Origin of the sequence: Pseudoalteromonas peptidolytica (genome assembly GCF_012641745.1) — a bacterium.
Lineage (GTDB): Bacteria > Pseudomonadota > Gammaproteobacteria > Enterobacterales > Alteromonadaceae > Pseudoalteromonas > Pseudoalteromonas peptidolytica.
In genome coordinates this window covers 21,619-43,129 of sequence record NZ_WEHZ01000025.1, presented here as the reverse complement: position 1 = coordinate 43,129, position 21,511 = coordinate 21,619, and the positions used below count along the sequence as shown (strand labels likewise).

Here is a 21,511-nt window from a genome sequence, read left to right as displayed (position 1 = left end):
TATAATTACTCTTTTACTGCTGGCTAAAAGTAAGCACCAATTCGGTTGGAGACGGGGTCGTTATTTTAATAAACTCTAATCCATGAATCCCCCCGCTTTGCCATTGATTATTGGTAAGAGAAAGTGAGCGTTGCCAAGAGATCATCGCGACATCATCTAAAAAGAGTGCACTTTCGCCACTTGTAGGTGGCGTCATAGACAACCCAAATTGCACGCCTCTTGCCGGCAAGTTTTCATCGCCTAATGTAACTGAATCATCAGGAAGCGTTATGTCTTGTTGAAATACCTGCCAGTCGTAAGTGCCAGCAGGTAATAATTCAGGAGTGGACTCAGAAAATAGTAGGCTGTCCTCAGATGTCAAAATACGAATATCGGCATTAAATCTCCCTGCATTATTGCCCTTTGCATAGCCGTATAAAGTAAGTTCATGATAGGCCTGAGCTGTGCTTGGAGCAGGGGTAATGGGCATAGTACGAATAGTATGTTTGAAAGGAACTCGTGTTGCTGTCTCATCGAATTGTGTTCGCTGTAAACACAAGCCTTGAACACCACGATATTTTCCAACTAGACAAGGATAAGTATCGTCAGACTCGATAAGCCATCGTGATACTTCGCCTGTTTCAGCGTCGTTATCCCAATCTTCAAAGTCACCGAAAAAGAGTAAATCACGACCAAGAGTTAGCTGTGCCTGAGATTGATTTAGTGCGATGCGACTTACATACTCTGAGCTTTGCGCATATTGGCGCAAGTCAATAATGTGCTCACCTGCAGCTACAGAAATAACACGTTGCTGAGTAGTTTCTACTATTGATGGGGTATCAAAGTTCACTTCCGCAAAGCCTGAATGCAATGAGATACCAACGTCAGGAGAAGAAAACTCTGCAATACGCTTGAGTAGCGCATTTGCAAGATCGCCACTAACTAGCTTGGGAGTATAGTCTTCTAAATACACAGGATAGGCTTTTATTGCGTCTATTTTTGGTTCTCCTGCTGTTTCAAGTTCGACAATAGTGATTAGCCCTAAGAAGGTTTCAAGTCGGTTTTGCTCAAATACAAAGTTGCCTAACCCCAATATTGCTGGAACCCCGTTATATAAACCGAAGCCCTGAGCGACATGTGGATGGTGGGCTATCATTAAATTTGCACCACTGTTCGAGACGACATCGAAGCGATTTGCAATATAAGCGGTTGGGGCGTAGGAGTATTCATCTCCACCATGCAGCTGAGCAACAACAAAGCGACCGTCATTGCTTGCTTGGTTGACGCTTTCTCTTATGGCTGTGGTGTCGGTTAGATCAGCGGCTCCCCCTTTTTGATCTGAGGCTACGTAAGTGATGGTATGTTGATCGCCCGTGATAGAGGTGGCCGAGATAAAATCTATGGTCGTTTCCCCCAGCGTTAAGCTGTATGGCGCTAGGGCTGATTCGGTATCGTTTCCTGCGCCACTGTGGCTTAAGCCTGCTTGCTCAACATAGCGGATGGTATCGCTAAGTCCCTGTGCTTGATAGTCATACACGTGATTATTACCCAGTGCAACATAATCAATACCAAGATCGTTTAAAGCTACTAACGAGGCTGGTAAACTGAAAAATGCAAACTCTTTACTCGGGTGAACCGTTGTTGGATTTTGGAGAATGGGTGACTCAAGGTTTACCGAAGCAAAGTCGACACTGTTAAACAGCGCAGGCATATATTTTACTAGCGCTTGGGCATCAGCTCCGGCGCTTTGGGGTTGGATAAGTCCGTCGCTGGTGCTTGGCAACGAATTGCCCATCGTAATGAGTGAAGGGTTAAAGTAGCGACGGCCAAACATTGTGTCACCCGCGAATAAAAGCGTTTTTAAAGAATCTGAAGACGGCTTTAGCTGCAATTCTATGGTTTGTGGGTCACTATGTTGATTTGCAAAAGTAAATACCAAAGGTAAATAGTCTGGGTGCTGTATTGTCGCTACGTAGGCACCGAAAGGCAATGTGGCAAGATCAATTGTACCGTTTGCAGCAGAAGTAAATTGTAGGCTGTTAATGGTAAGCGTAGCGCCAGAGACAGCGTTACCGTCACGAGTTTGAATCTGAACACTTAGATTGGTCGCTTCATTGTCTCTGTCTTGTTGACTTTGGTCTTCGTTTTTATCTGTGTCAGAGGGACCCGTTTCATTGGGGTCTTCAACTGAACAAGCCGAAAGGGTGAGGAGTAACATCAGCGCAATTATCTTTTTCATTTTTATCGGCCTGCTTTCAAAAACGATACAATATCAAATTCTTTAGTATTGTATCTGTAACTGTTTAGCGGATGCAATCTTATGATGAAAATGTAAGCCACCAAATCAGGAGTTTAACAAATGTGGAAAAACACCTTATAAAACAAATTTTTCCTTACCGTATTAGTATAGGACAAGAATTTAATGCAGCCTCTAAAATTCTGTTCAATATTCTTTACGTTTTTCTAGTCGACTAGCTATTCTTAGAGTATGATCCCGTCAACCGTGTAAACCCGTTTTGAGGAACAAATGCGTCTAGAGATACATTGCGCTGACCGAATTGGTATTGCCCAAGAGATTCTCAACATCTTGGTAAGCTACCGTGTTGACTTAAAAGGTATAGAAGTCGATTCAGTAAATTGTCGGATGTACGTGAGTTTTCCACCGATAGAATTCGAACAGTTTCAAAAGATCATGCCAGAGATACGTTTGATTGATGGTGTAGAAGATGTTCGCACCACGGCATTTTTGCCTTCTGAGCGTGAACATAATGAATTAAATACACTGCTTAGTGCTTTGCCTGATGGTGTTATATCAATAGACGCAAAAGGTTGGGTTCGTCATTGTAATGATGCTGCTTGTCGCGACTTAAACATGGTTGAGACTGATGTTATCGGCGCAAATATTAACAACCTTTTGAAAGGTTTTAATTTTACCCGCTGGTTAGAAGGCAAAGAAGTGTTAGGACAAACGACCCGTGTAGAAGTAGGCGGCGAAGACTTTATTGCGGATATTTTGCCGATTTCTGTGCCTCAAGGGGGAGACGGTGACGTTTTAGCCGGAGCGGTGATCAATATTAAGTCACAGTCTAGACTTGGGCAGCAAGTGAGTGCATTTCGTCGTTATGGCCAAGAGAGTTTTGCCACTATCCACAATCACAGTACAGCAATGCGCAGAGTGGTGCGTGAAGCGAGAAAAATGGCTCAACTAGAGGCACCAATTCTCATTACTGGAGAAACAGGAACAGGTAAAGAGCTCTTGGCACGAGCATGCCACTATGCTTCAAATCGTTCATTAAAGCCTTTTATTGCACTATCTTGTGCTTCATTACCTGATGATGTAGCGGAGTCAGAGCTATTTGGTTACGCCGGTTATGAAGAAAATGCGGCACCAAAGCGTGGAGTACTAGAGCAAGCAGATGGTGGTACCGTATTTCTTGATGAAGTCGGTGAGATGTCTACACAATTGCAGACTAAGCTTTTGCGCTTTTTGCAAGACGGTACTTTCCGTAAGGTTGGCGACGAAAATGAAGTAAAAGTGAATGTGCGAATTATCGCTGCAACCCAAAAAGATTTACCAGCAATGGTGCAAGAAGGGGCATTCAGAGAAGATCTCTACTACCGAATCAATGTGCTAACGCTAGAGATTGCACCGCTTAGAGATCGCAAGGCTGATATTGCTCCGCTGGCTGAGCACTTTGTGCAAAAATACGCGCAGCAAAATGGTCATCCAGCGCCTACTTTTGCTAGAGAGTGTATCGAGTTTCTAGAGCAATACCCATGGCCTGGTAATGTTAGGCAATTAGAAAACGCAATTTATCGCGCGGTTTCACTATTAGATGATAAAGAGCTGCGTACAGAACACTTGAATTTACCTACCTTTACTCATGACTTGGGCTATTTAGAATCAGACTTTGAAGGGACGCTTGATCAGGCCGTTAAGCGCTTTGAAGCGACATTATTACGCAAGCTATATCCAGCTTATCCGAGCTCAAGGCAGTTGGCGAAACGATTGGGCTTGAGCCATACTGCTGTTGCGAATAAGCTGCGTGAATACGGGATCAATAGAAAAACGGTAAAAGTATAATATTAGTAGCTGCACGCACACAGCGAGTATAAGGGCTACAGGGAGTAGCCTTTATGATTTTGTGCCCATGTCTTTGTTAACGCCATCAACTTTAATATTTTCTATCCCATCTTCATCAAAAGTGAGCGTGATACTTACGTTATCTCTGGCAAAAAAGTAATCAATGCCATTTACTGTGAGTATATAGTTGCCTTTTACGGTACCACTAAATTCCTTTTTCGTTAATGCAATATGATGGTCAGCAATTTGCCACGTAAATTCAGAAATAAACCCCTGATTAAACTCTTGGATCCACACTTTTGCGTCGTCTTTACTCAGCGTGATTGCAACTGAGTAAGACTCAGGAAGCTCCGACATATCATATTGGTTTGCACCAATACGAAACTTTTCGGCTTGTTTATTCCAAGCAAAACCAAACGTAAATGCTTTATCTGCACCGGTAGGGTAAGTTAATGTACCTTCGCCTTTGAAGTCGAAGTCGGCGTAGCAAAAGCTGGAAAAAGTAAAGATTACAGCGCTGACAATGAGGGAAAATATGTTCATGGGCTTCACACCTATTTTTTTTTTTACCTGAGGGCTGAAAAATAAATGGGCTAACTCATCGTATTGAAAGCATGCCTTACTTTTACAAAGCTCAGGTTAGTCAATCTAGTTTACTTGGATGGTTATCGCAAGACGAAGACAGTTCACATCGAGGACATTAATGCAGCGTAGGGTAACAAAATAATCTCTTTAGAATATGAATTGCTATGCTAGAATCGAAAATTATTTACTGGTAAGACCATTGTTATGAATTTATATTTTCGTTTACTGTTACTGTTTTGGAAAATAAGAAAAAACCAACAACACGCTAACTCTATTCTTGACCCGATAGACATTACATACCGCGCGCTACCTAGTGATTGTGATATTAATATGCACCTCACGAATTCAAGATACTTAGCCTTTATGGATTTAGCTCGGACCTGGATGACTGAGCGAGTAGGTTTATTCGCCGCGGTGATGAAGCGTCGTTGGTTTCCAATCGTGAATGCTACCGCGATCACTTACATTCGTGATATTAAGCCGCTACAAAAGTTCACCATCACAACGAAAGTGGTTGGTTGGGATCATAAGTACTTTTATATCGAGCAAAGGTTCCATTCGTCCCGTGGTTTACATGCTATTGCTTATGTCCGTGGTGTATTCAAACGCAAAGGTGGAATAGTTACCATTGAAGAAATGCTAGAAATTGCAGGATTTAAAGGCGAAGCACCAATTTTATCGCCGGAGATTATGCACTGGAAAGCTATGCTAGAGGCGAAAAAGAGCAGTAATTTGTAACGGTGAACAAAAAGATAAAGGCCACAATAGTGGCCTTGGGGATTGAGAAAGTAACAGTAATTTATTGTTTATACCGCAAAGGTATTAGAATTTGTATTTGACACCAAACATTGCAACAACAGGGTCAATCTCTACATCTGAAGTCAGTGCTTTAGCACCATTTGCATATACAGTTGCGTCAGTATCAATGTCCATTTTAGATATCATACCGTGTAGACCCCACTTTTCATTCAAGTCGTAGTTAAAGCCAACTTGTAACGCAATACCGAACGAACTGTCTAGGTCTACTTCTACATCATTTGTACCCAAAGTTGCTTTTAATGCTGCACTTGGCTCTTCGTCAAAAAATACGGTGTAGTTTAAACCTGCGCCGATAAATGGACGGAACTTAGCCGTTGCATCAAAAAAGTGATACTGAGCGATTAATGTTGGTGGTAAATGCTTTATATCAGCTATCTCTGCACCTGCTAGGCCGCCTGCACCATCTACTGTATGAGAGAACGGTGTAGCTGCGATTAATTCAAAAACGATGTTATCGTTATAATGGTAATCAAGTGTGATACCTAGCTGTGTATTTGAATCAGCAACTAAGCCAAGCGCATTGTTTTCGTTGATTGCAGAAGCTGTGTTGTCAGGGTTTACATTAATTGCACCAACGTTAACACTGAAATTTGCCTGTGCAAATGGAGCAGCAACTAGCAATGTAGATAAAAGTGCAGCAGTTAAAGTTTTCATATTCTTCTCCTAACCCTATGTGAGGACATTTTTCAAACTGTGAAACAGTGTGTGTTTTCAATGAGGTCATCATAAAAGGCTTCAAAAAATGAAAAACTGTTCTAGATCAATTTTTAAATTGGATACGTTCAGAAATTTTTGAAAGTTTGATTTAGATTAAGTTTTGATGATGTCATGGCTCTGCATTAAAACTGCAATACTATGGTCAAAGTTAACGCTTTTAATACGAGTACGATTTTACAGTGTAGTCGCTTCTATATATGTCACTAGCACCTCAGTATCTCAATACTCGCACATCTTATGCCATAGAGATCTTAACCCGTTTGATCCAAGCGCCTTCGGTAACACCTTGTGATGCAGGCACCATCGCATTTATGTCAGAACAGCTTGCAGGGCTGGGTTTTACCACTGAGCAGTTTGAAGTACAGGGAGTGAAAAATTTAATTGCGAGCTATCACTTTTCTGACGGCCCTATTTTGGCCTTTTCTGGTCATGTGGATGTTGTGCCTGCGGACAATCGAGGTTGGATTGTACCGCCGTTTAGTGCGCAAATTGTCGATGGTGTAATGTATGGTCGTGGCGCTGCGGATATGAAAGCGGGTATTGCCTCAATGCTTTCTGCCACACGTGAATTACTTAATTTTCGCCATAAACTCCATGGCACCTTTTACTGGTTACTTACCTCTGATGAAGAAGGGGAGGCTGAGTTTGGCTCAAAACTTATCGCCAATCGTCTAGTAGAAAAAGGTATCGAATTAGATGCGTGTTTAGTTGGTGAACCAACAGCTCATATGGCCGTTGGTGATACGATTAAAAATGGTCGTCGTGGTGCAATATCTGGACGAGTTCAGATTAAGGGAAAGGCTGGACATGTGGCATATCCAGAACAAACTATCAACGCTGCACACATAGCTGGGCAGCTCGTAAGTCAGCTATCATTACTACCTTGGTGGAAGGATGAGGCAGGTTCACAAACGACACTTCAGGTCACAGGGATCACGGTACCAAACATCGTTGATAATTTAGTGCCCTCAGAGTGTGAAATTACATTTAATATTCGCTACAGTCACGCCTATAAAAGCCAAGAGGTTATGCGATATATACAAGAGTCACTAGCAAAGTCAGGAGCATCGTTGGCGTTGATATGGGAGCGTCCCTGTGAGTCCTTTTACACTGGAGCTAAGCAAACACAATGTTTTTTGACGTTGGTTGAACAAGCGATAAAAGACATGACAGGACAATACCCTGCATTGAGTACGGCGGGTGGCACCTCAGATGGTCGCTTTTTTGCAACAGCTAAAACACAAGTGATTGAATGTGGCGTGAAGAATGATTCCATTCATCAAGTTAATGAGCATGTATCACTCATGGATATTGATACCATTGAAAAAATATACCTTTCTGTTTTAAAAAGGTTTTTTATTAAAAATGAAATTTTTTGAAAAATTTTCTTGAAAATAAATTTGCTGACCATAAATACAGTTATGAAGACGCCGTAAGGGTCTGAAAAATTAAATAACTATTTGTTTTATTTGTACTTATTGGTTCATTTTGAAGAGTAAGTACGATGTATAGCTTTAAGAGGATACAAATTATGCGTACAGTAGATTTATCACCACTTTACCGTTCATTTATCGGTTTTGACCATTTAGCTTCTATGATGGATGCCGCTGCAAGAACAGATAAGCAACCAAGTTATCCGCCATACAATATTGAAGCTCTAGGCAAAGATAAGTATCAAATTACCATGGCTGTTGCTGGCTTTACCGAGCAAGAGCTAACTCTGGAATCAGAAAATAACACCTTGACCGTAAAAGGTAAAAAGCAAGACGCTGACGAGTCGAAAGAACGTAAGTTTATTCATCAAGGAATAGCGCAGCGCGGATTTGAACGTAAGTTTCAGCTGGGAGATCATGTTAACGTGTTAGGTGCAGACCTAAGTCATGGTTTGCTGGTTATAGACCTTGAGCGAGTGGTGCCTGAAGCGTTGAAACCAAGAAAAATAGAAATTGCTTCGGGCAAGTTGCTAGGAAATAAGTAACTTTTGTAAACCTTCAAGTTTTCCAACCCGCCGCCGTAAGGCGGCTTTTTCTTTATGCGCTATGCCTTACAATGGCCAACCTAGTGTTCTTGCTAAATACCGAGTATGGTGAGTTCAGTACGTCCTACTCCCTGCTTAATTTGAAGAAGTAAACCTGACGCAACCGGTGTTCGACAAGATTTTCTTGCCTCAAAGTAGGTCTGCAAATTAGTATCAAAGTAAACACGATAGCGAGTAGCGATATGGAATTAAAAGATAAGCTTATTTTATTGCTAAAATCTGGTGGCTTGTCGCTTGGTATAACAACAATTTTTTATACGCTATTATTTGGCATGTCTGCACAGTTCCATCACCAGATCCCATTTTCACCTTTCTCGGGAGAGTCGGGTATCGATATGATGTTGGTTTATAGTTTTTTGATTTTTTTGTCGAGTAGTATCTTTAGCTATTTTTTCTTGAAAATACATAATGCTCGCAACCATATGCACGTTGATGGATTGGTGATCACCATAAAATATATGCACCTAATGTTGTGGCTTGGTGTTATTGGCATCGCTACCTATACGTTGCTACACATGAAGCAGCATACTTCTGTGTTGCAGCAAGCACAAGACATAAGCACCACGCCGACACAATTGGAAAAACTAGTCTCTTATTTACCAGAACATGGTGATGTGATTGATATCGCGGTTGCAAGCAACTCGAATACCTCTGCCGCGACGTTAACCTATTTAAGTTTGAGACGAGACTTCAGTACCCATTTAGCATTGGCATCTAACCCGAGTACACCTAAAAAGGTGCTTGAAGAAATCATCGGATATTATCAAGATGGACAACAGAATGTGGTCATAAATGCAGTGCTGCGCAATCCAAATGTAGCGAATGGCAGCACTAAATTACGCGTGCATTGACAACGCGGTGAAGGGTAATCTATCAAAGGTCAGTAGGTTCTAGCGTCTAGCTTCAGTTATCACTTAGCTCTTTTCGTAGTGTATTTTGCATATGCTGAAGTGCGGAGATTTTGTCTCTTGCTTCTTGTAGTTGTGCTTCAGGTAACCCTGCTTGAACACCTCGAGTGAGTAATGCGTCGAGTTGTTCTACTTTGCTATCCACAGCAGCAATATATGCCTGTTTTAACTGTACCTCTTTATCATCCAAGTATGCTTGGTACGCTTCGGGGTCAGTTAAATCACCTTGGTATTGAAGCTCATTTTTGGTGGCATTGTTGATGGGCGGTAAATACTGTGGCGGATGAATGGGGGCTATGGTAAACGTATCATCTTTTTTACTCGATGTCGGCTGTGAGGTGTCTTTCTTTGCGCGTAGCTCTGTGGGAAATTCAGCAGGCAGCAGGTCTGCCTGTATTTCTCTTGATAGGCTGGGCTGGAGGGGCTGCCAACTGTTGTTGGCATACTTCAGCGTAAATAGCGCGATGATTAAACCAAGAAAAATAGCAACAGCTACCTGCCAATATTTCATAATATCGTTCCGTTATTTGTTCGCTTCCATTGTTGATAATCTTGTTCAAACTTACTTTTAGCAAAGCTTTGTGTAAGCGCGAGCAGGGCTTGATAGCGTACTGTCTCACTATTTATATCATAATATCCATAGACGGGAGAGGTGCTGAATAATACTAGCCACTGTCCGGTAGGGGTTCGGATACTGTGGGTCATTTGACCATGTTTATTGCTAAATGCTAATTGGGTTTCCCATTTAGGTTCACTTTGTCGTGTTAGCGGTTTGGGCGCCGACTTCCACACCAAAGAAGGGCTAAACTTGTCGATTGCTTTTTGCCACGAATTTGCCTTGGTATAAGCACTAAATTGCTCTGCATCTCGTTTGCTTTTGAACTTGGCAGCGATAGCATCGACCTGTTGTATATACCTAAAACGATCTTTATGCTTAGCGTAATAACTAGCGACTGCTTGCATCGGGATTTCAGCGCGTAATGCCTCAACATATTCACTTGTTGCCCCATGCATTTCTTCTTTGACGCCAAGGTAAGCTAACATGCTTGGTCTTAACAGCTCACCTGCCACAACTTGCCGTAATTGTGATAAGTTGAGATTGTGTTGTTTTAGATGAGCACGGGCTTGGCTGAATAGAGCTTGCTGATAGAGGCGTTGCTCCACAATGGCACGAAGCAACTTAATATCTCCTTGATGTAATTTAAACCGATTCTGCATAGATAGGCTGAGCATGACTTGCTCAAGGGAGAACGCAGATGAGTTAATCAGCTTAATCTGTTTCCATTTGAGTAATTGCTCGGTTGTATACTGGCCATCTGCTGGATAGGTTCCAAGCAGTGCTTTAATTTGTGAACTATCAATCGGCAATGGATTGGATTGCTTTTTTATTTTCTTTAACTCAGTGAACCAATCAAGTAACGCAGCTGCGAGAAATTTATCGATATGATACTCAGTGCTAAAGCCAACACTGGATTGACGGTCAAGTATGCTTGGGTTAAATCGCTTAGCCTGCCAGAGAAGGAATTGGTTTTCTAGCAATTGAGTTTCTGTTTGCTGCAAGGTGAATTCTCTACCTTGCTCCAAGTACAACTTATGGATCAAGGGCAGTAGTGTTGGCGGTAAAGTAGGTGATGCAAAGCTTGGTAAGCAAAAATTGCTTACCAAGAAAAGTAAGACAAACCGCATTATCTCACGTCCATGGCGTGATTTAACAGGTGAACAACCATAGCGATTGCATGAGGGATGACCTGTTTTGCTGTATTCACACGATCATAATGATCCTTAGAGTTGAGCACTATGCCACCTTGTGAGTATGAAAAAGCACCGCCTTGGGTTAGTAATGGACGGATATCAGTCGAATGCGTATCAACGGCACTAAAGCTTGTCATTGCTTGTTTTACCAAGCTAAAGTCATTTAGCGACTCTTGATCATAATAATCTTTCACCCAAGATTCCCAACCAGAGTGATTGAGATCTGAGGTTGTCCATGTGTGATGTGGTTGAAGTAAGTCGGTGGTATGAAAAACAAAACCTAATACTTGCGGATTACCGCTTTCTACATAGCTTTGATACCAATATTGACCTAAATTATCGATAGGTTGAAATGGCATTTCTTCAAAGTCATCATACATGCTATATGTTGAGTGACTGTCGATACGGTAGTTTTTTTCAGTAACTCCGTAACTGTTATATTCGCTGTCATCGGCATTAAACCAACCCGTTTCACCACCGTGTCCATCATCTAGATAATCACCTTTTAACCAAGTCGCAGCCATGTTATCTACGGTTCCCCATACGGTCAGTTTTTGGTAGTTGTAGCCACCAAAGTCATTGCCATGAGTATCTGCTCCCTGTGTGTGGTTTTGAAAGTGCCAATAACTTGTATACTTTACGATACTTTCTGCAGCTCCCCACAGTGGTGCTTGCACACAATCTCCCGTGATAGAACCGCAAAAAAATGTGTCTTCAAAATCATCTACATCGAATGCCGCTTGACCTAAAACATTGGCAAGTTCCGAGACCGACATCCCATTAGCTTGGGCATACGCTTGTAACTTTGCGTACCGAGTAGTTGTAGGGTTTTTTGCCATGTAGTTAACGGCATCAATCACAATACGTTTGTGTGTTTCTTGACTGAAAGCTGCGCTGTGGCCAGCTGTAAAGAGCAGTGCAGCAGATAGTAGATAGTGTTTCATAGTTCGCCTTTCATTTATTTTAATTAGTTCTTCATTTGCTCGAATAAGCAAAGTGGGCTATTTGACACAATCTATGTGAAATAAATATTAAAATAAAGTTAAATGTGGATTCTGTTAAAAAGTATATTAAGATGCTTGTTGGTCACAAATGGGTCAGGTATGATCTCGGGTAGAATTTAGGCACATGTGCACTAAACAAAGAAACTATGAAAAAACTACTAATAATAATTAGTTTACTCTTGCCACTTTATGGCGTTTGCGAGGAACCAAGCGATGATCTTGAGGATGAGTTCGCATGGCAGCTGAGTGTGGGCGCGTTTTACGTTGATATGACAATGCCTGAATTGATCGGAACAGATTCGACGTTCAAGCATGGTACCTTTCTCGTTGATGCCAAAATAGAGTATAAAAACTTTTATCTAAATACTCACTCTGGAGATTTTTTTGGTGGCTCTGATGTGGGCTATCAAATTATTAATACCGGTGAGTGGGGGATCGATGCCATTTACGGTAGTTATATGCTGCCGTTTTCCGAGCGAGGCTACCATGATAGCGATGACGTGGTGCCAGAGCTTAGAGGAATAAAAAAACGCGATCAAGATAACTCAATTGGTTTTTCCTATTATCGTCATGTTGGTGAGTTTTTAGCCGTTGCTGAAGTCGTTTACGATGTTTTTGGAGATACTGATGGTTGGGTATTTCACGTTGAGGCAACACGCAATTTTGAGTTAAGAAATTGGGATCTTTGGCTCAACTTTGGCGCTAACTATTACTCCAGCAATTTTCACAATTACTTCTATGGGGTCTCTGAGACTGAGATCAACCAATACCTTACGCCATACACTCCGGGCTCATCGACATCGGCGTTTATTCAGATGCAACTCAATTACCCTATTGCAGAAGACTGGGTGTTTAGCTCCGGTGCTTCATGGTTGATTGGTTCGCAAGATACGCTAAATAGTCCATTAGTTCGTTCTCGTCATGCCAGAGTCTTCTTTACTGGGGTGAAATATGTTTTCTAAATTGATCACATGGATTGTGCTGTCTCTGAGTATGCTCTTGAGTTATCAATTGCAAGCGCAAGAGATAGAAACTGTGGGAATACTGCATGCTGTACCGAGCAAATGTGTTGCCCTAAACCAGGGGAGGACGTGCTATGCTGATGTTAAAGTGACAGTTAATGCGCCTAGTGAAGGTGACTACTGCATTAGAGAAAGCTTATCTAAAAAAATACTGCAATGTTGGGCTAAAGCTGACACCTTCAAGTATGAACTTGATTTTAGCTCCGATGAGAGCTTGAGTTATGAGCTGATCTCAAAGAAAAGTCGAGATGTGCTAGCCGTGACCACTATTGAGGTAAATTGGGTGCATAAAGTGAAAACGAAAAAGCGTCGTTGGCGTCTGTTCTAATCTTGTTATACGAGACCAAACGCTTTATTTATCGATGCTCTTTCGTTGTTTCTGTGGGTAGTCGTCAACCGACACGCTGAAGCTTTACGTGTGTCACTCCATAGCTGATTGTCAGCAATAAACCATTATAATGACTCTATGTTGTTCAAGCACCAGTCAGCTCTGCGAAGAGTCGCTTGTTGCGTTTGTTCATCTTGTTTATACCAATTGCGGTATATCATACCTATGCGATGGTTTTTGCCAAACTTATCTTCGTGTCTAACCATAAAATGCCAGTAAAGGCTATTGAGTGGGCAGGCATTATCGGTTGACTTCTGTTTGACGTCATAATGACAGTCACGGCAATAATCGCTCATTTTGTGTATGTAGTTACCACTTGCGGCGTAGGGCTTAGTTGCAACAATACCATGGTCGGCAAATTGGGTCATACCGCGGGTATTTGGCATTTCTACCCATTCGATGGCATCGATATAAATCCCCAGGTACCAATCGTCTACTTGATTTGGGTCTATTCCAGTTAATAGACAAAAGTTACCTGTTACCATTAATCTTTGAATATGATGGGCATACGCATATTCAAGACTTTGGTTAATAGCTTCACTCAAGCAGCGCATTTTGGTTTTACCATGCCAAAAATACTCAGGGAGCTTGCGCTGTGCAAGTAAGTAGTTCTTATGGCTGTAGTCTGGCATGTTAAGCCAATATACTGCACGAATGTATTCTCTCCAGCCCAGGATCTGTCTTACAAACCCCTCAACTTGTGCAATATCAATGTTAGAGTTTTCTTGGTAGGCAGCAATTGCTGCGTCAATAACTTGTTTGGGACTAAGCATTTTAGCATTAATGGCAAATGAGAGCCGAGAGTGATAAAGCGTCCATTTGTGCTCACTATGACATGTCATGGCATCTTGGAACTGACCAAATAAAGGCAGCAAATGGTCGCAAAAAAAACTTAATAGTTCCTGGGCTTGTGTGCGAGTTGTTGGCCAAATTAATAGTGGCTGTGCTTTGCCTATGGTGTTGATTTGATGTCGTTCTAAGCGGTCGATAATGTCACTGACATTGTTTGCAAAGCATAGTGGCTCCGGGATTGAATCAAGGTCTGCTTTCTTTAATTTGTTACGGTTTTGGCTATCAAAATTCCATTGGCCACCGACAGGTTCATCTTCATCCATCAATACGTTAAAGCGCCGTCTTAGTTTCCGATAGAAAAACTCCATGGTCGTGTGTTTGGCTGGCTTTAGATAGGTATCCAACTCTTCAAACGGTACTAAAAAGTGTTCAGTGTCTACGGTGCGTAACTGCAAATTATCGAGAGAAAGCCCGCCGAGTTGCTTTAAGAGTCGATATTCATCAGGCCTTTGATACTCAAAGCTTTCTACCTGAAACTTTTTGCATAGATGAGTAACGAGCGCCGGCAAATCATCATATTGTTTAGTGTCGTCGAGGGTTAAATGGAGAACGTGATAACCTGCTTTAGTGAGTGCTTTGGCAAAATTTTCCATTGCTTTAAAAAAAGCACACACTTTTTGAATGTGGTGGTTAGTATAGTCTGTTTCCTGTTGCAGTTCTGCAATCACATAAAGGTATTCGTTCTTATTCTCTTGTGAAAACCAGCTATGTTTGGCGTTTAGCTGATCGCCAAGGATAAGTCTTAGTCCTTGGTATTTACTGTTCAGTCCAGACATTATTACTCCTCCAATGGCCAATCTACATAATCTCGGGTATTTAATAGCTTATGAGATGTACCGCGCCAGCGCATTATATATTCACCGTTGGGATCAAACATTGACTGCTGCTTTGCTAGATTAAAATGGCGACCGCCACGGGGGTCAGCGCCAACTCCCGCAATATATTGCCAATTCCCCCAGTTTGCGGCAACGTCATAGTCGATAAGATTTTGTTCAAAAAAGGCCGCACCGTAGCGCCAATCCAGTTGCAGCTCGTTGACAAAATAACTTGCTGTGATTTGGCGAGCACGATTTGAGATCCAGCCTGTCTCTCTGAGTTCTGTCATGATGGCGTTGATAAATGCACTGGGTGTTTTACTTTGACACCATTTTTGAAAACGCTCTGGATAAAAACTGGTTGTCGGTTTTTTATTTTTCACACCTGTAAATGCAAATAGCCGGTGTTGGTGTTTGAGTGCATACCACTGGAAGTATTCACGCCACAACAATTCAAACCAGATCCAATAGGTTGACTCATTCGCACCATATTGATGTTCAAACTGGTTAAGGGCGTGCTTAACCTGGCGAGGGCTCACTGCACCCGTTGCTAGGATGGGACTAAATTGTGTCGAAAACCCGTCGCCGCACAACGCATTTCTCGTTTCTTTGTATTGCTTGGCTGCGTCAGTTTGGAAATACTGTTTAAGCTTATCTTGCGCTTGCTTCTCTCCTGCATAAAAGTCCCCGCTGTAGTCTCCCGTTGCTGTGAACTTGACTAAAGTTGAAGTATTAGGTGGTTTTGGGGGTAACTGCGGGGCAGGTAACGGCTCGTTAGGCACTAACGCTTCAACGCGTTTTCTAAAAGGTGTAAAACTCGGTGGCAACTCATTGAGAGAAAATGGCAACATATCAGGCGTGAACAGAGTATGAGCGTACTCTGAAATGAATTTTACCTCAGGGCAGTGTGTTTGCAATCGTAGCCAGTATTTGTGTTCATCTGCTCCTGAGTGTACCGAGCGGCCAATATGTGTGACAGCACAGTTGCGGATAATTGCTACCAACCCCTGCAATTTATTTGCCTCAGGCACAATATAGAGCGCTTGATGACGAGCGTCTAATTCCTGTTGTAACGCAGCCACAGTCGCTTCTTCATAAGCACTAGCTGGAACGGATTTTGAACACTGTGCTTTGCTACTGCTCCAGATGTTGTTGTTGGGTAAATAAACACAAATAAGACGCTCAACCTGCGATGCTAGGGTAACAAGTGAGGGGTTATCTTTTAAACGACAATCATTATCAAAAACATAGAGTCCTATTTTCACACTTACTCTCGGTCGATAGTAGAACAATAAGACTCTATACGGAAAAGGGGATAAAGTTGGTCAGTTATGCCAATTAATTTTACTACTTACTCAATTTGAAGGGGAAATCTGACGCTAACTGCGTTAGAAATTCTCGTTTTAACTTGAGGTTTGTGTAAAGAATGTTCTAGCTCATTGCTGCTAAAGCATAACTTTTTTCTCACCTCATTATAGAAAGCTTAATCAAACAAATTGGTATTATTTCTGGCAAGACTCAATTAAATACCGTAAGTGAGCGCCTACATCCTGCGTTTTAGTCTGACCTTGCTCTAACAAAGCACTTGCTTGCTGCTTAAGCTCAGATAAGTCGTATTGTTCAAGCAAGGTTTTTAAATATCTGACTGTGTCAGCACCTTGCTGTAATAGCTCCGGAAACTGTTCAATCGAGATTTCTTGATCACTTAAACGCGCAATTGAATTAAGTAAATCGCTCAGATTGGCACTGTCTTGTAGCGCACCTTCGACTGAAATAAGAGCTCCCATTGGGTCAGCGTCGAGATTATTAGCCACACAAGCCGCAATACTGCCTGCTGCGGCTGATGTCTGTACTGATTCTAAGCCTTTGTCTCTTATTTGTTCAACCACTTCCTGTAATTCTTGGTGTTGAGATAAATAGTTCGCCTCAACTTTGGCTTTTGAGTCTTCAAACACATCGCATGCTGTCAGTGACAAGACCAAAGTAGATGCAAATATAGCCGCTCTTAGCATATCATTTTCCTATAAAAATATTTTAAGGAAGTCTAATAAGCTAACGTCAAGAAGTCACGCTTAGTTTGCGCAGTTCCACACTTGATTTTGAGCGCTTTATCATGCGCAACTCTGAATTAAGCGAGCTAATTTGCTTGCTGTTGAGCCTTTTTGAACTCTTGTAACTCTACTACATTGCTTCGTTTAAAAAGCTCAGATCGAAGCATATTTTCTACTAACAGCAGTGCCTTGTTCCAAGCATTTTTTGCTGCGCTGGTAAAATGCCGACCAAGATGACATTTCAGCGTGTTAATAAAGGTGAACAATAACGCTGAAATATCTCGCTCCGATGTTCCCATAAACAGCAACGTACTTTTTTGTTGCCTTAAGTAATGTAGTAAGTTTGATTGTTGTGGCAGTCGCATTACGCAACTTTGAACAAAATCAAATATTTGATGCTCCCAAATAATCAATTGACCGGCGTTGTTCGGGATCTGCATCCGCAGATCATAATGTTGGAGCTGATTATACCAAGACGTACAAAAGCCATGAAAGTTAGGCCGGATACTCGCAAGAGTCTGAGTTAACAGTTGATACTGGTATGGAGTAATGCTCATAGACGCCTCTTCAAATTGATGAAGAGCGGATCCTTTGCTCAAATTACATAACACCAATTGAGTATATTTTCTAACGAATTTAAAGTTTTAATGCGCTATTCGCTGCCTTGCGTATTCCTATTTAAAATAACGGGTAGCAACGCCTTGTTTGGCTGGTAACGCAATTTCCAACTTGAAAACAGGTTATTTATTTACTGCAATTGGTATTAAACCTTGAATTGAGTATAGTCGATTTTAGAAAATGCGAGACTTTTTGATATTTTTTTGTGAGATTTTTCTTACTTTTTCTATGTGAGATGAGAGAACGATAAATTTGAACCATAGATCATGTGAGCCAGTGGTGTACTAACTCACATAAACAACCAAGCGTGGCCTATAGGGTTACCTAAAAGCGGTTGGCTTTATTGGTTGCTCAGATTACTAGGCAAGCCACTGAGCAACCTAAGTATATTAGCTTCTATTGCTTGATGGGTGATAGCAGCTTAGGATCGGTGACTAATTTTCGTACCCCATGGGCATGATCTTCATCAAAAGCGTTGTCTTCACACCAACGTGCAAGGCTATTGATGTCAACTTTGGCACAATTAGGGCGTACGCTCCAGCTCACTTGTAATGGTGAACATTGCTGGTTGTTGTAGCTAGGGCCTGTTGTGGAACCCAAAAATTCAACTGGAGTGCCAGTATTGGTTGGCAATGCGCCCGCTTGATGGTAGCCATTAACTTGGCCTTGGTAATCTAATTTAGTAAAGTCCTGCGCATTCTTATCGTTAACGACTAAAAAGACTTGTGTCTCTACACGTAAGTCAGGGTTTGCACAACTATCATTAAGACAAGCCCCGAGGGTTGGCCCTGGTTTTACATCACATGAACTGTGCACCCAGTGTACTTCTATCGTATCCCCTGGTTTGACGTTGTTACATACTTTTCCTTCAACCGGCGCTAACTCTGCCGCACTAAGGCTGGTTGTTGCATTACATTGAAAGCCTCCGTATTTTGGGTCATTAGACGCTATCGAAAAATCTTTCGCTTTGTGTTCTGCATTTTTATGGAAATGGATATTGCAGAGGTTTAGCTCTTCTTTTGGCGGTGCTAAAGAGAAAACGCGTTTGTTATCACCTTTAACACTGTCTATATCTCTGGGGGTTTGCGGGCCTGCTGATTCACACTGAGCTGCAAATGCTTCTAGGCTCAAGATAGACAATGCAGCCAATGTGCTGGATTTTATGACCATTCTCATGGAGTTTTCCTTTATTTTATGATTTCACTGTCCCCAATTATGGATCAAATGTATCGTTTTTGTTATAAATAAATGTGTCAAAATAAAACTGGACGGATGAGTTGATAAGGTCGGAAAGGTCAATTGTGTAATGGATGTGGATAACAAGATGCGGCAGAGGCAGATAGTTCTAAATCAAGGTTGCTATCTAAGTGTACTGTCTCTATAATACGCAGCATATTTAAGCGATTGCACCGAGTTTTTCAATTTTCGGTATGATTGCCAGTGTTTTTGGGATACTTACAATTCCCAGAGCTAATATATAGGCGTTTTAAGTGCCACTTCTTTAAAATAGAAGTAAAAGAATTTTATGTGTTGGCGCGGGATGGAGCAGCCTGGTAGCTCGTCGGGCTCATAACCCGAAGGTCGTCGGTTCAAATCCGGCTCCCGCAACCAAGTTAAAGATTGAGTTCTTTGATTTCGCGCATTCTTTGTAATGCGCGTTTTGCGTTTAAACATCTGCATTTTTGTAAGTAGGTGGTTAATGTGGCTGAGATAGCTCGCAAACCAAGCACGGCCTTTGGCCACACAGTTTGTTATTCGTGTGACGCCCCGCTTGGTTCGGGGCGTTGTTGTATCTGGCGCAAGGTGTATGCTGAGCCCATGATCAAGCAGCTATGATTTGGGGCTTTAAGCCCTTTTTTTGTTTGTATGGAGGAGTTCTGTGTCAAAACTCGAGCAAGATTTGACTGAAATGTTGGAGCCAGCAGTTGCTGCATGTGGCTTTGAATTACTCGGTCTTGAGTTTGTGCAAGCTGGTCGTCATTCTACACTTCGTGTGTATATCGATCATGAAAACGGCATTAACGTTGACGATTGTGCTGAGGTTAGCCGTCAAGTTAGTGCAATTTTAGATGTCGAAGACCCGATTACGAACGAATACAGTTTGGAAGTATCTTCTCCTGGTGTTGACAGACCATTATTCAAACAAGCTCACTATGAGGCAGCAGTGGGAGAAGAAGTACGCTTGCGTACAAAGCTTCCGCAAGAAGGTCGCCGTAATTTTAAAGGCGACTTAGTAGCAGTTAATGGCGATATGATCACGTTGAAAGTTGATAACCAAGATTTTATCTTGATGTTAAGCAATATTGAACGTGCCAATATCATCGCAAAATTCTAACTTTGAGTGCGAAGGAAAAGGGCAAGCGAGGCATTACCTATGGCAAAAGAAATATTGTTGGTGGCAGAAGCTGTTTCCAATGAAAAAGCAGTCCCAAGAGAAAAGATTTTTGAAGCATTAGAGTTCGCACTAGCGACAGCAACAAAAAAGAAGCACGACGGTGAAATCGAAGTGCGTGTTTCAATCGACCGAAAAACAGGTGAATACGATACTTTCCGTCGTTGGAGAGTCGTTGAACCTCAAGAAGATGGGTCTCTAGAGAACCCATATGCGGAAATTACGTTTGAAGCGGCGCAGGTTGACGAGCCTGAAATTCAGCTAGGTGACTTTGTTGAAGAGCAAATAGAGTCAATCAAGTTTGACCGTATTACAACTCAGATGGCAAAGCAGGTTATCGTACAAAAGGTACGTGAAGCTGAACGTGCACTTGTTGTTGATGCTTATAAAGATCAAAAAGGTGAGCTTGTAACGGGTGTTGTGAAAAAAGCAACACGTGATGCAATTGTTATCGACCTAGGTAACAACGCAGAAGCGGTAATTTATCGCGAGGATATGTTACCACGCGAAAGTTTCCGCCCAGGCGACCGTGTACGAGGTCTATTATATGAAGTGAAGCCTGAAGCGCGTGGTGCGCAGTTATTTGTGACACGCTCTAAGCCAGAAATGTTGATGGAATTATTCCGCATTGAGGTTCCAGAAATTGGCGAGGAAATGATTGAACTCAGAGGTGCAGCTCGAGACCCTGGCTCTCGCGCTAAAATCGCTGTAAAATCAAACGACAAACGCATTGACCCAGTTGGAGCGTGTGTCGGTATGCGTGGTGCTCGTGTACAAGCCGTTTCTTCAGAGCTTGGTGGTGAACGTGTTGATATCGTGCTGTACGATGATAATCCTGCACAGTTTGTTATCAATGCAATGGCACCAGCTGAAGTTGCTTCAATCGTAATGGATGAAGATACACGCACCATGGAAATTGCTGTAGAAGCAGACAACTTAGCACAAGCAATTGGTCGTAATGGTCAAAACGTTCGTTTAGCAAGCCAGCTTACAGGCTGGGAACTAAACGTAATGACAGTGGAAGAGATGGAGCGCAAGAGCGCAGAAGAGTCAGATAAACTGGTTAATCTATTCACTGAAAATCTAGACATCGATGATGATTTTGCGGCGCTACTGATCAATGAAGGCTTCTCTTCACTAGAAGAAGTGGCTTATGTACCAGTCGCTGAGTTTTTAGAAATTGATGGTCTGGATGAAGATACCGTAGAAGAGCTACGTAGTCGTGCGAAAGATGCGCTGACCACAAAAGCGCTTCGCGATGAAGAAAGCTTAGAAAATGCAGAACCTGCAGAAGACCTACTTGCATTGGAAGGACTTGAGCGCCACACCGCTTTTGTTTTTGCTAGCAAAGGCATAGTTACACTTGAAGACCTTGCTGAGCAGGGTATTGATGACTTAGTTGAAATTTCTGAGTTATCTGAAGAGCAAGCTGGTGAGTTGATCATGGCTGCACGTAACATTTGCTGGTTCAGCGAAGAGTAATTTAT

Annotated in this window: 20 protein-coding genes and 1 tRNA gene; 10 read left to right on the top strand and 11 right to left on the bottom strand. The window is 42.1% G+C overall.

What is annotated here, in order from left to right; all coding sequences use genetic code 11:
• Positions 1-13 precede the first annotated feature (13 nt).
• Positions 14-2,218 carry a CapA family protein gene (locus F9Y84_RS15675; protein ID WP_147389132.1) on the bottom strand — a complete coding sequence of 735 codons (2,205 nt, stop codon included), beginning with the start codon at positions 2,216-2,218 and terminating at the stop codon, positions 14-16.
• Positions 2,219-2,506: 288 nt separating this feature from the next.
• On the opposite strand from F9Y84_RS15675, the gene tyrR reads away from it, so the two are divergent.
• Positions 2,507-4,063, top strand: coding sequence for a transcriptional regulator TyrR (tyrR, locus tag F9Y84_RS15670; RefSeq protein WP_125252202.1), 1,557 nt, complete (start codon positions 2,507-2,509; stop codon positions 4,061-4,063).
• 51 nt (positions 4,064-4,114) lie between these two features.
• On the opposite strand, the gene F9Y84_RS15665 is transcribed toward tyrR, so the two are convergent.
• Positions 4,115-4,606 (bottom strand): hypothetical protein, encoded by a 492-nt coding sequence (locus F9Y84_RS15665; RefSeq protein WP_147389131.1) that lies wholly within the window; start codon positions 4,604-4,606, stop codon positions 4,115-4,117.
• A 246-nt stretch (positions 4,607-4,852) separates the two neighbouring features.
• Between F9Y84_RS15665 and F9Y84_RS15660 the strand changes: the two genes are divergently transcribed.
• Positions 4,853-5,386, top strand: a complete 534-nt coding sequence (locus tag F9Y84_RS15660; protein WP_125252200.1) for an acyl-CoA thioesterase — start codon at positions 4,853-4,855, stop codon at positions 5,384-5,386.
• Positions 5,387-5,470: 84 nt separating this feature from the next.
• Here the strand turns inward: F9Y84_RS15660 and F9Y84_RS15655 are convergent, their stop codons facing one another.
• A complete protein-coding gene (locus tag F9Y84_RS15655) occupies positions 5,471-6,121 on the bottom strand; it encodes an OmpW/AlkL family protein (RefSeq protein WP_125252199.1) in 651 nt (216 codons plus the stop codon).
• 260 nt (positions 6,122-6,381) lie between these two features.
• Here F9Y84_RS15655 and dapE point away from each other — a divergent pair, with 260 nt between their 5' ends.
• The 3 genes from dapE (at position 6,382) to F9Y84_RS15640 (ending at position 9,073) form a co-directional block, all read left to right on the top strand.
• Entirely contained in the window at positions 6,382-7,563 is a 1,182-nt protein-coding gene (gene dapE / locus F9Y84_RS15650) for a succinyl-diaminopimelate desuccinylase (RefSeq protein ID WP_147389130.1), read from the top strand.
• A gap of 152 nt (positions 7,564-7,715) precedes the next feature.
• The gene (locus F9Y84_RS15645) at positions 7,716-8,162 is read left to right on the top strand and encodes an Hsp20 family protein (RefSeq protein WP_128732051.1); all 447 of its coding nucleotides are present in this window, start codon (positions 7,716-7,718) and stop codon (positions 8,160-8,162) included.
• A 242-nt stretch (positions 8,163-8,404) separates the two neighbouring features.
• On the top strand, positions 8,405-9,073 hold the full coding sequence (locus tag F9Y84_RS15640) for a hypothetical protein (RefSeq protein ID WP_147389129.1): 669 nt from the start codon (positions 8,405-8,407) through the stop codon (positions 9,071-9,073).
• 52 nt (positions 9,074-9,125) lie between these two features.
• Here F9Y84_RS15640 and F9Y84_RS15635 read toward each other — a convergent pair whose 3' ends face one another.
• Genes F9Y84_RS15635 through F9Y84_RS15625 form a run of 3 tightly spaced genes read right to left on the bottom strand, consistent with a single transcriptional unit; the run spans position 9,126 to position 11,826 of the window.
• Positions 9,126-9,641: a hypothetical protein gene (locus tag F9Y84_RS15635; protein ID WP_147389128.1), complete on the bottom strand. Its 516-nt coding sequence runs from the start codon at positions 9,639-9,641 to the stop codon at positions 9,126-9,128.
• The gene (locus tag F9Y84_RS15630; protein ID WP_147389127.1) at positions 9,638-10,816 is read right to left on the bottom strand and encodes a peptidyl-prolyl cis-trans isomerase; all 1,179 of its coding nucleotides are present in this window, start codon (positions 10,814-10,816) and stop codon (positions 9,638-9,640) included. Before F9Y84_RS15630 ends, F9Y84_RS15635 begins: the two co-directional genes overlap by 4 nt.
• Positions 10,816-11,826 (bottom strand): phospholipase C/P1 nuclease family protein, encoded by a 1,011-nt coding sequence (locus F9Y84_RS15625; protein WP_147389126.1) that lies wholly within the window; start codon positions 11,824-11,826, stop codon positions 10,816-10,818. The genes F9Y84_RS15630 and F9Y84_RS15625 overlap by 1 nt, the downstream gene beginning before the upstream one ends.
• 206 nt (positions 11,827-12,032) lie before the next feature.
• On the opposite strand from F9Y84_RS15625, the gene F9Y84_RS15620 reads away from it, so the two are divergent.
• Positions 12,033-12,848, top strand: coding sequence for a MipA/OmpV family protein (locus F9Y84_RS15620; protein WP_125252192.1), 816 nt, complete (start codon positions 12,033-12,035; stop codon positions 12,846-12,848).
• Positions 12,838-13,236 carry a DUF3019 domain-containing protein gene (locus F9Y84_RS15615; RefSeq protein WP_125252191.1) on the top strand — a complete coding sequence of 133 codons (399 nt, stop codon included), beginning with the start codon at positions 12,838-12,840 and terminating at the stop codon, positions 13,234-13,236. Before F9Y84_RS15620 ends, F9Y84_RS15615 begins: the two co-directional genes overlap by 11 nt.
• Before the next feature lie 125 nt (positions 13,237-13,361).
• On the opposite strand, the gene F9Y84_RS15610 is transcribed toward F9Y84_RS15615, so the two are convergent.
• The 5 genes from F9Y84_RS15610 to F9Y84_RS15590 form a co-directional block, all read right to left on the bottom strand.
• Positions 13,362-14,924: a cryptochrome/photolyase family protein gene (locus F9Y84_RS15610; RefSeq protein ID WP_147389125.1), complete on the bottom strand. Its 1,563-nt coding sequence runs from the start codon at positions 14,922-14,924 to the stop codon at positions 13,362-13,364.
• Between the two features lie 2 nt (positions 14,925-14,926).
• Positions 14,927-16,228: a DASH family cryptochrome gene (locus tag F9Y84_RS15605; RefSeq protein WP_147389124.1), complete on the bottom strand. Its 1,302-nt coding sequence runs from the start codon at positions 16,226-16,228 to the stop codon at positions 14,927-14,929.
• A gap of 237 nt (positions 16,229-16,465) precedes the next feature.
• Positions 16,466-16,975 (bottom strand): hypothetical protein, encoded by a 510-nt coding sequence (locus F9Y84_RS15600; RefSeq protein ID WP_147389123.1) that lies wholly within the window; start codon positions 16,973-16,975, stop codon positions 16,466-16,468.
• Between the two features lie 125 nt (positions 16,976-17,100).
• Positions 17,101-17,571 (bottom strand): globin family protein, encoded by a 471-nt coding sequence (locus tag F9Y84_RS15595; RefSeq protein ID WP_125252187.1) that lies wholly within the window; start codon positions 17,569-17,571, stop codon positions 17,101-17,103.
• Positions 17,572-18,028: 457 nt separating this feature from the next.
• Positions 18,029-18,808 carry a delta-class carbonic anhydrase gene (locus F9Y84_RS15590; protein WP_147389122.1) on the bottom strand — a complete coding sequence of 260 codons (780 nt, stop codon included), beginning with the start codon at positions 18,806-18,808 and terminating at the stop codon, positions 18,029-18,031.
• 358 nt (positions 18,809-19,166) lie between these two features.
• Here F9Y84_RS15590 and F9Y84_RS15585 point away from each other — a divergent pair.
• The 3 genes from F9Y84_RS15585 to nusA all read left to right on the top strand — a co-directional run bounded on the left by F9Y84_RS15585 (position 19,167) and on the right by nusA (position 21,506).
• Positions 19,167-19,243 (top strand) — tRNA-Met (locus F9Y84_RS15585).
• A gap of 268 nt (positions 19,244-19,511) precedes the next feature.
• Positions 19,512-19,967, top strand: coding sequence for a ribosome maturation factor RimP (gene rimP / locus F9Y84_RS15580; RefSeq protein WP_099642059.1), 456 nt, complete (start codon positions 19,512-19,514; stop codon positions 19,965-19,967).
• Between the two features lie 39 nt (positions 19,968-20,006).
• Complete coding sequence (gene nusA, locus F9Y84_RS15575; RefSeq protein ID WP_125252185.1) at positions 20,007-21,506, top strand: transcription termination factor NusA; 1,500 nt, start codon at positions 20,007-20,009, stop codon at positions 21,504-21,506.
• Positions 21,507-21,511: the final 5 nt, after the last annotated feature.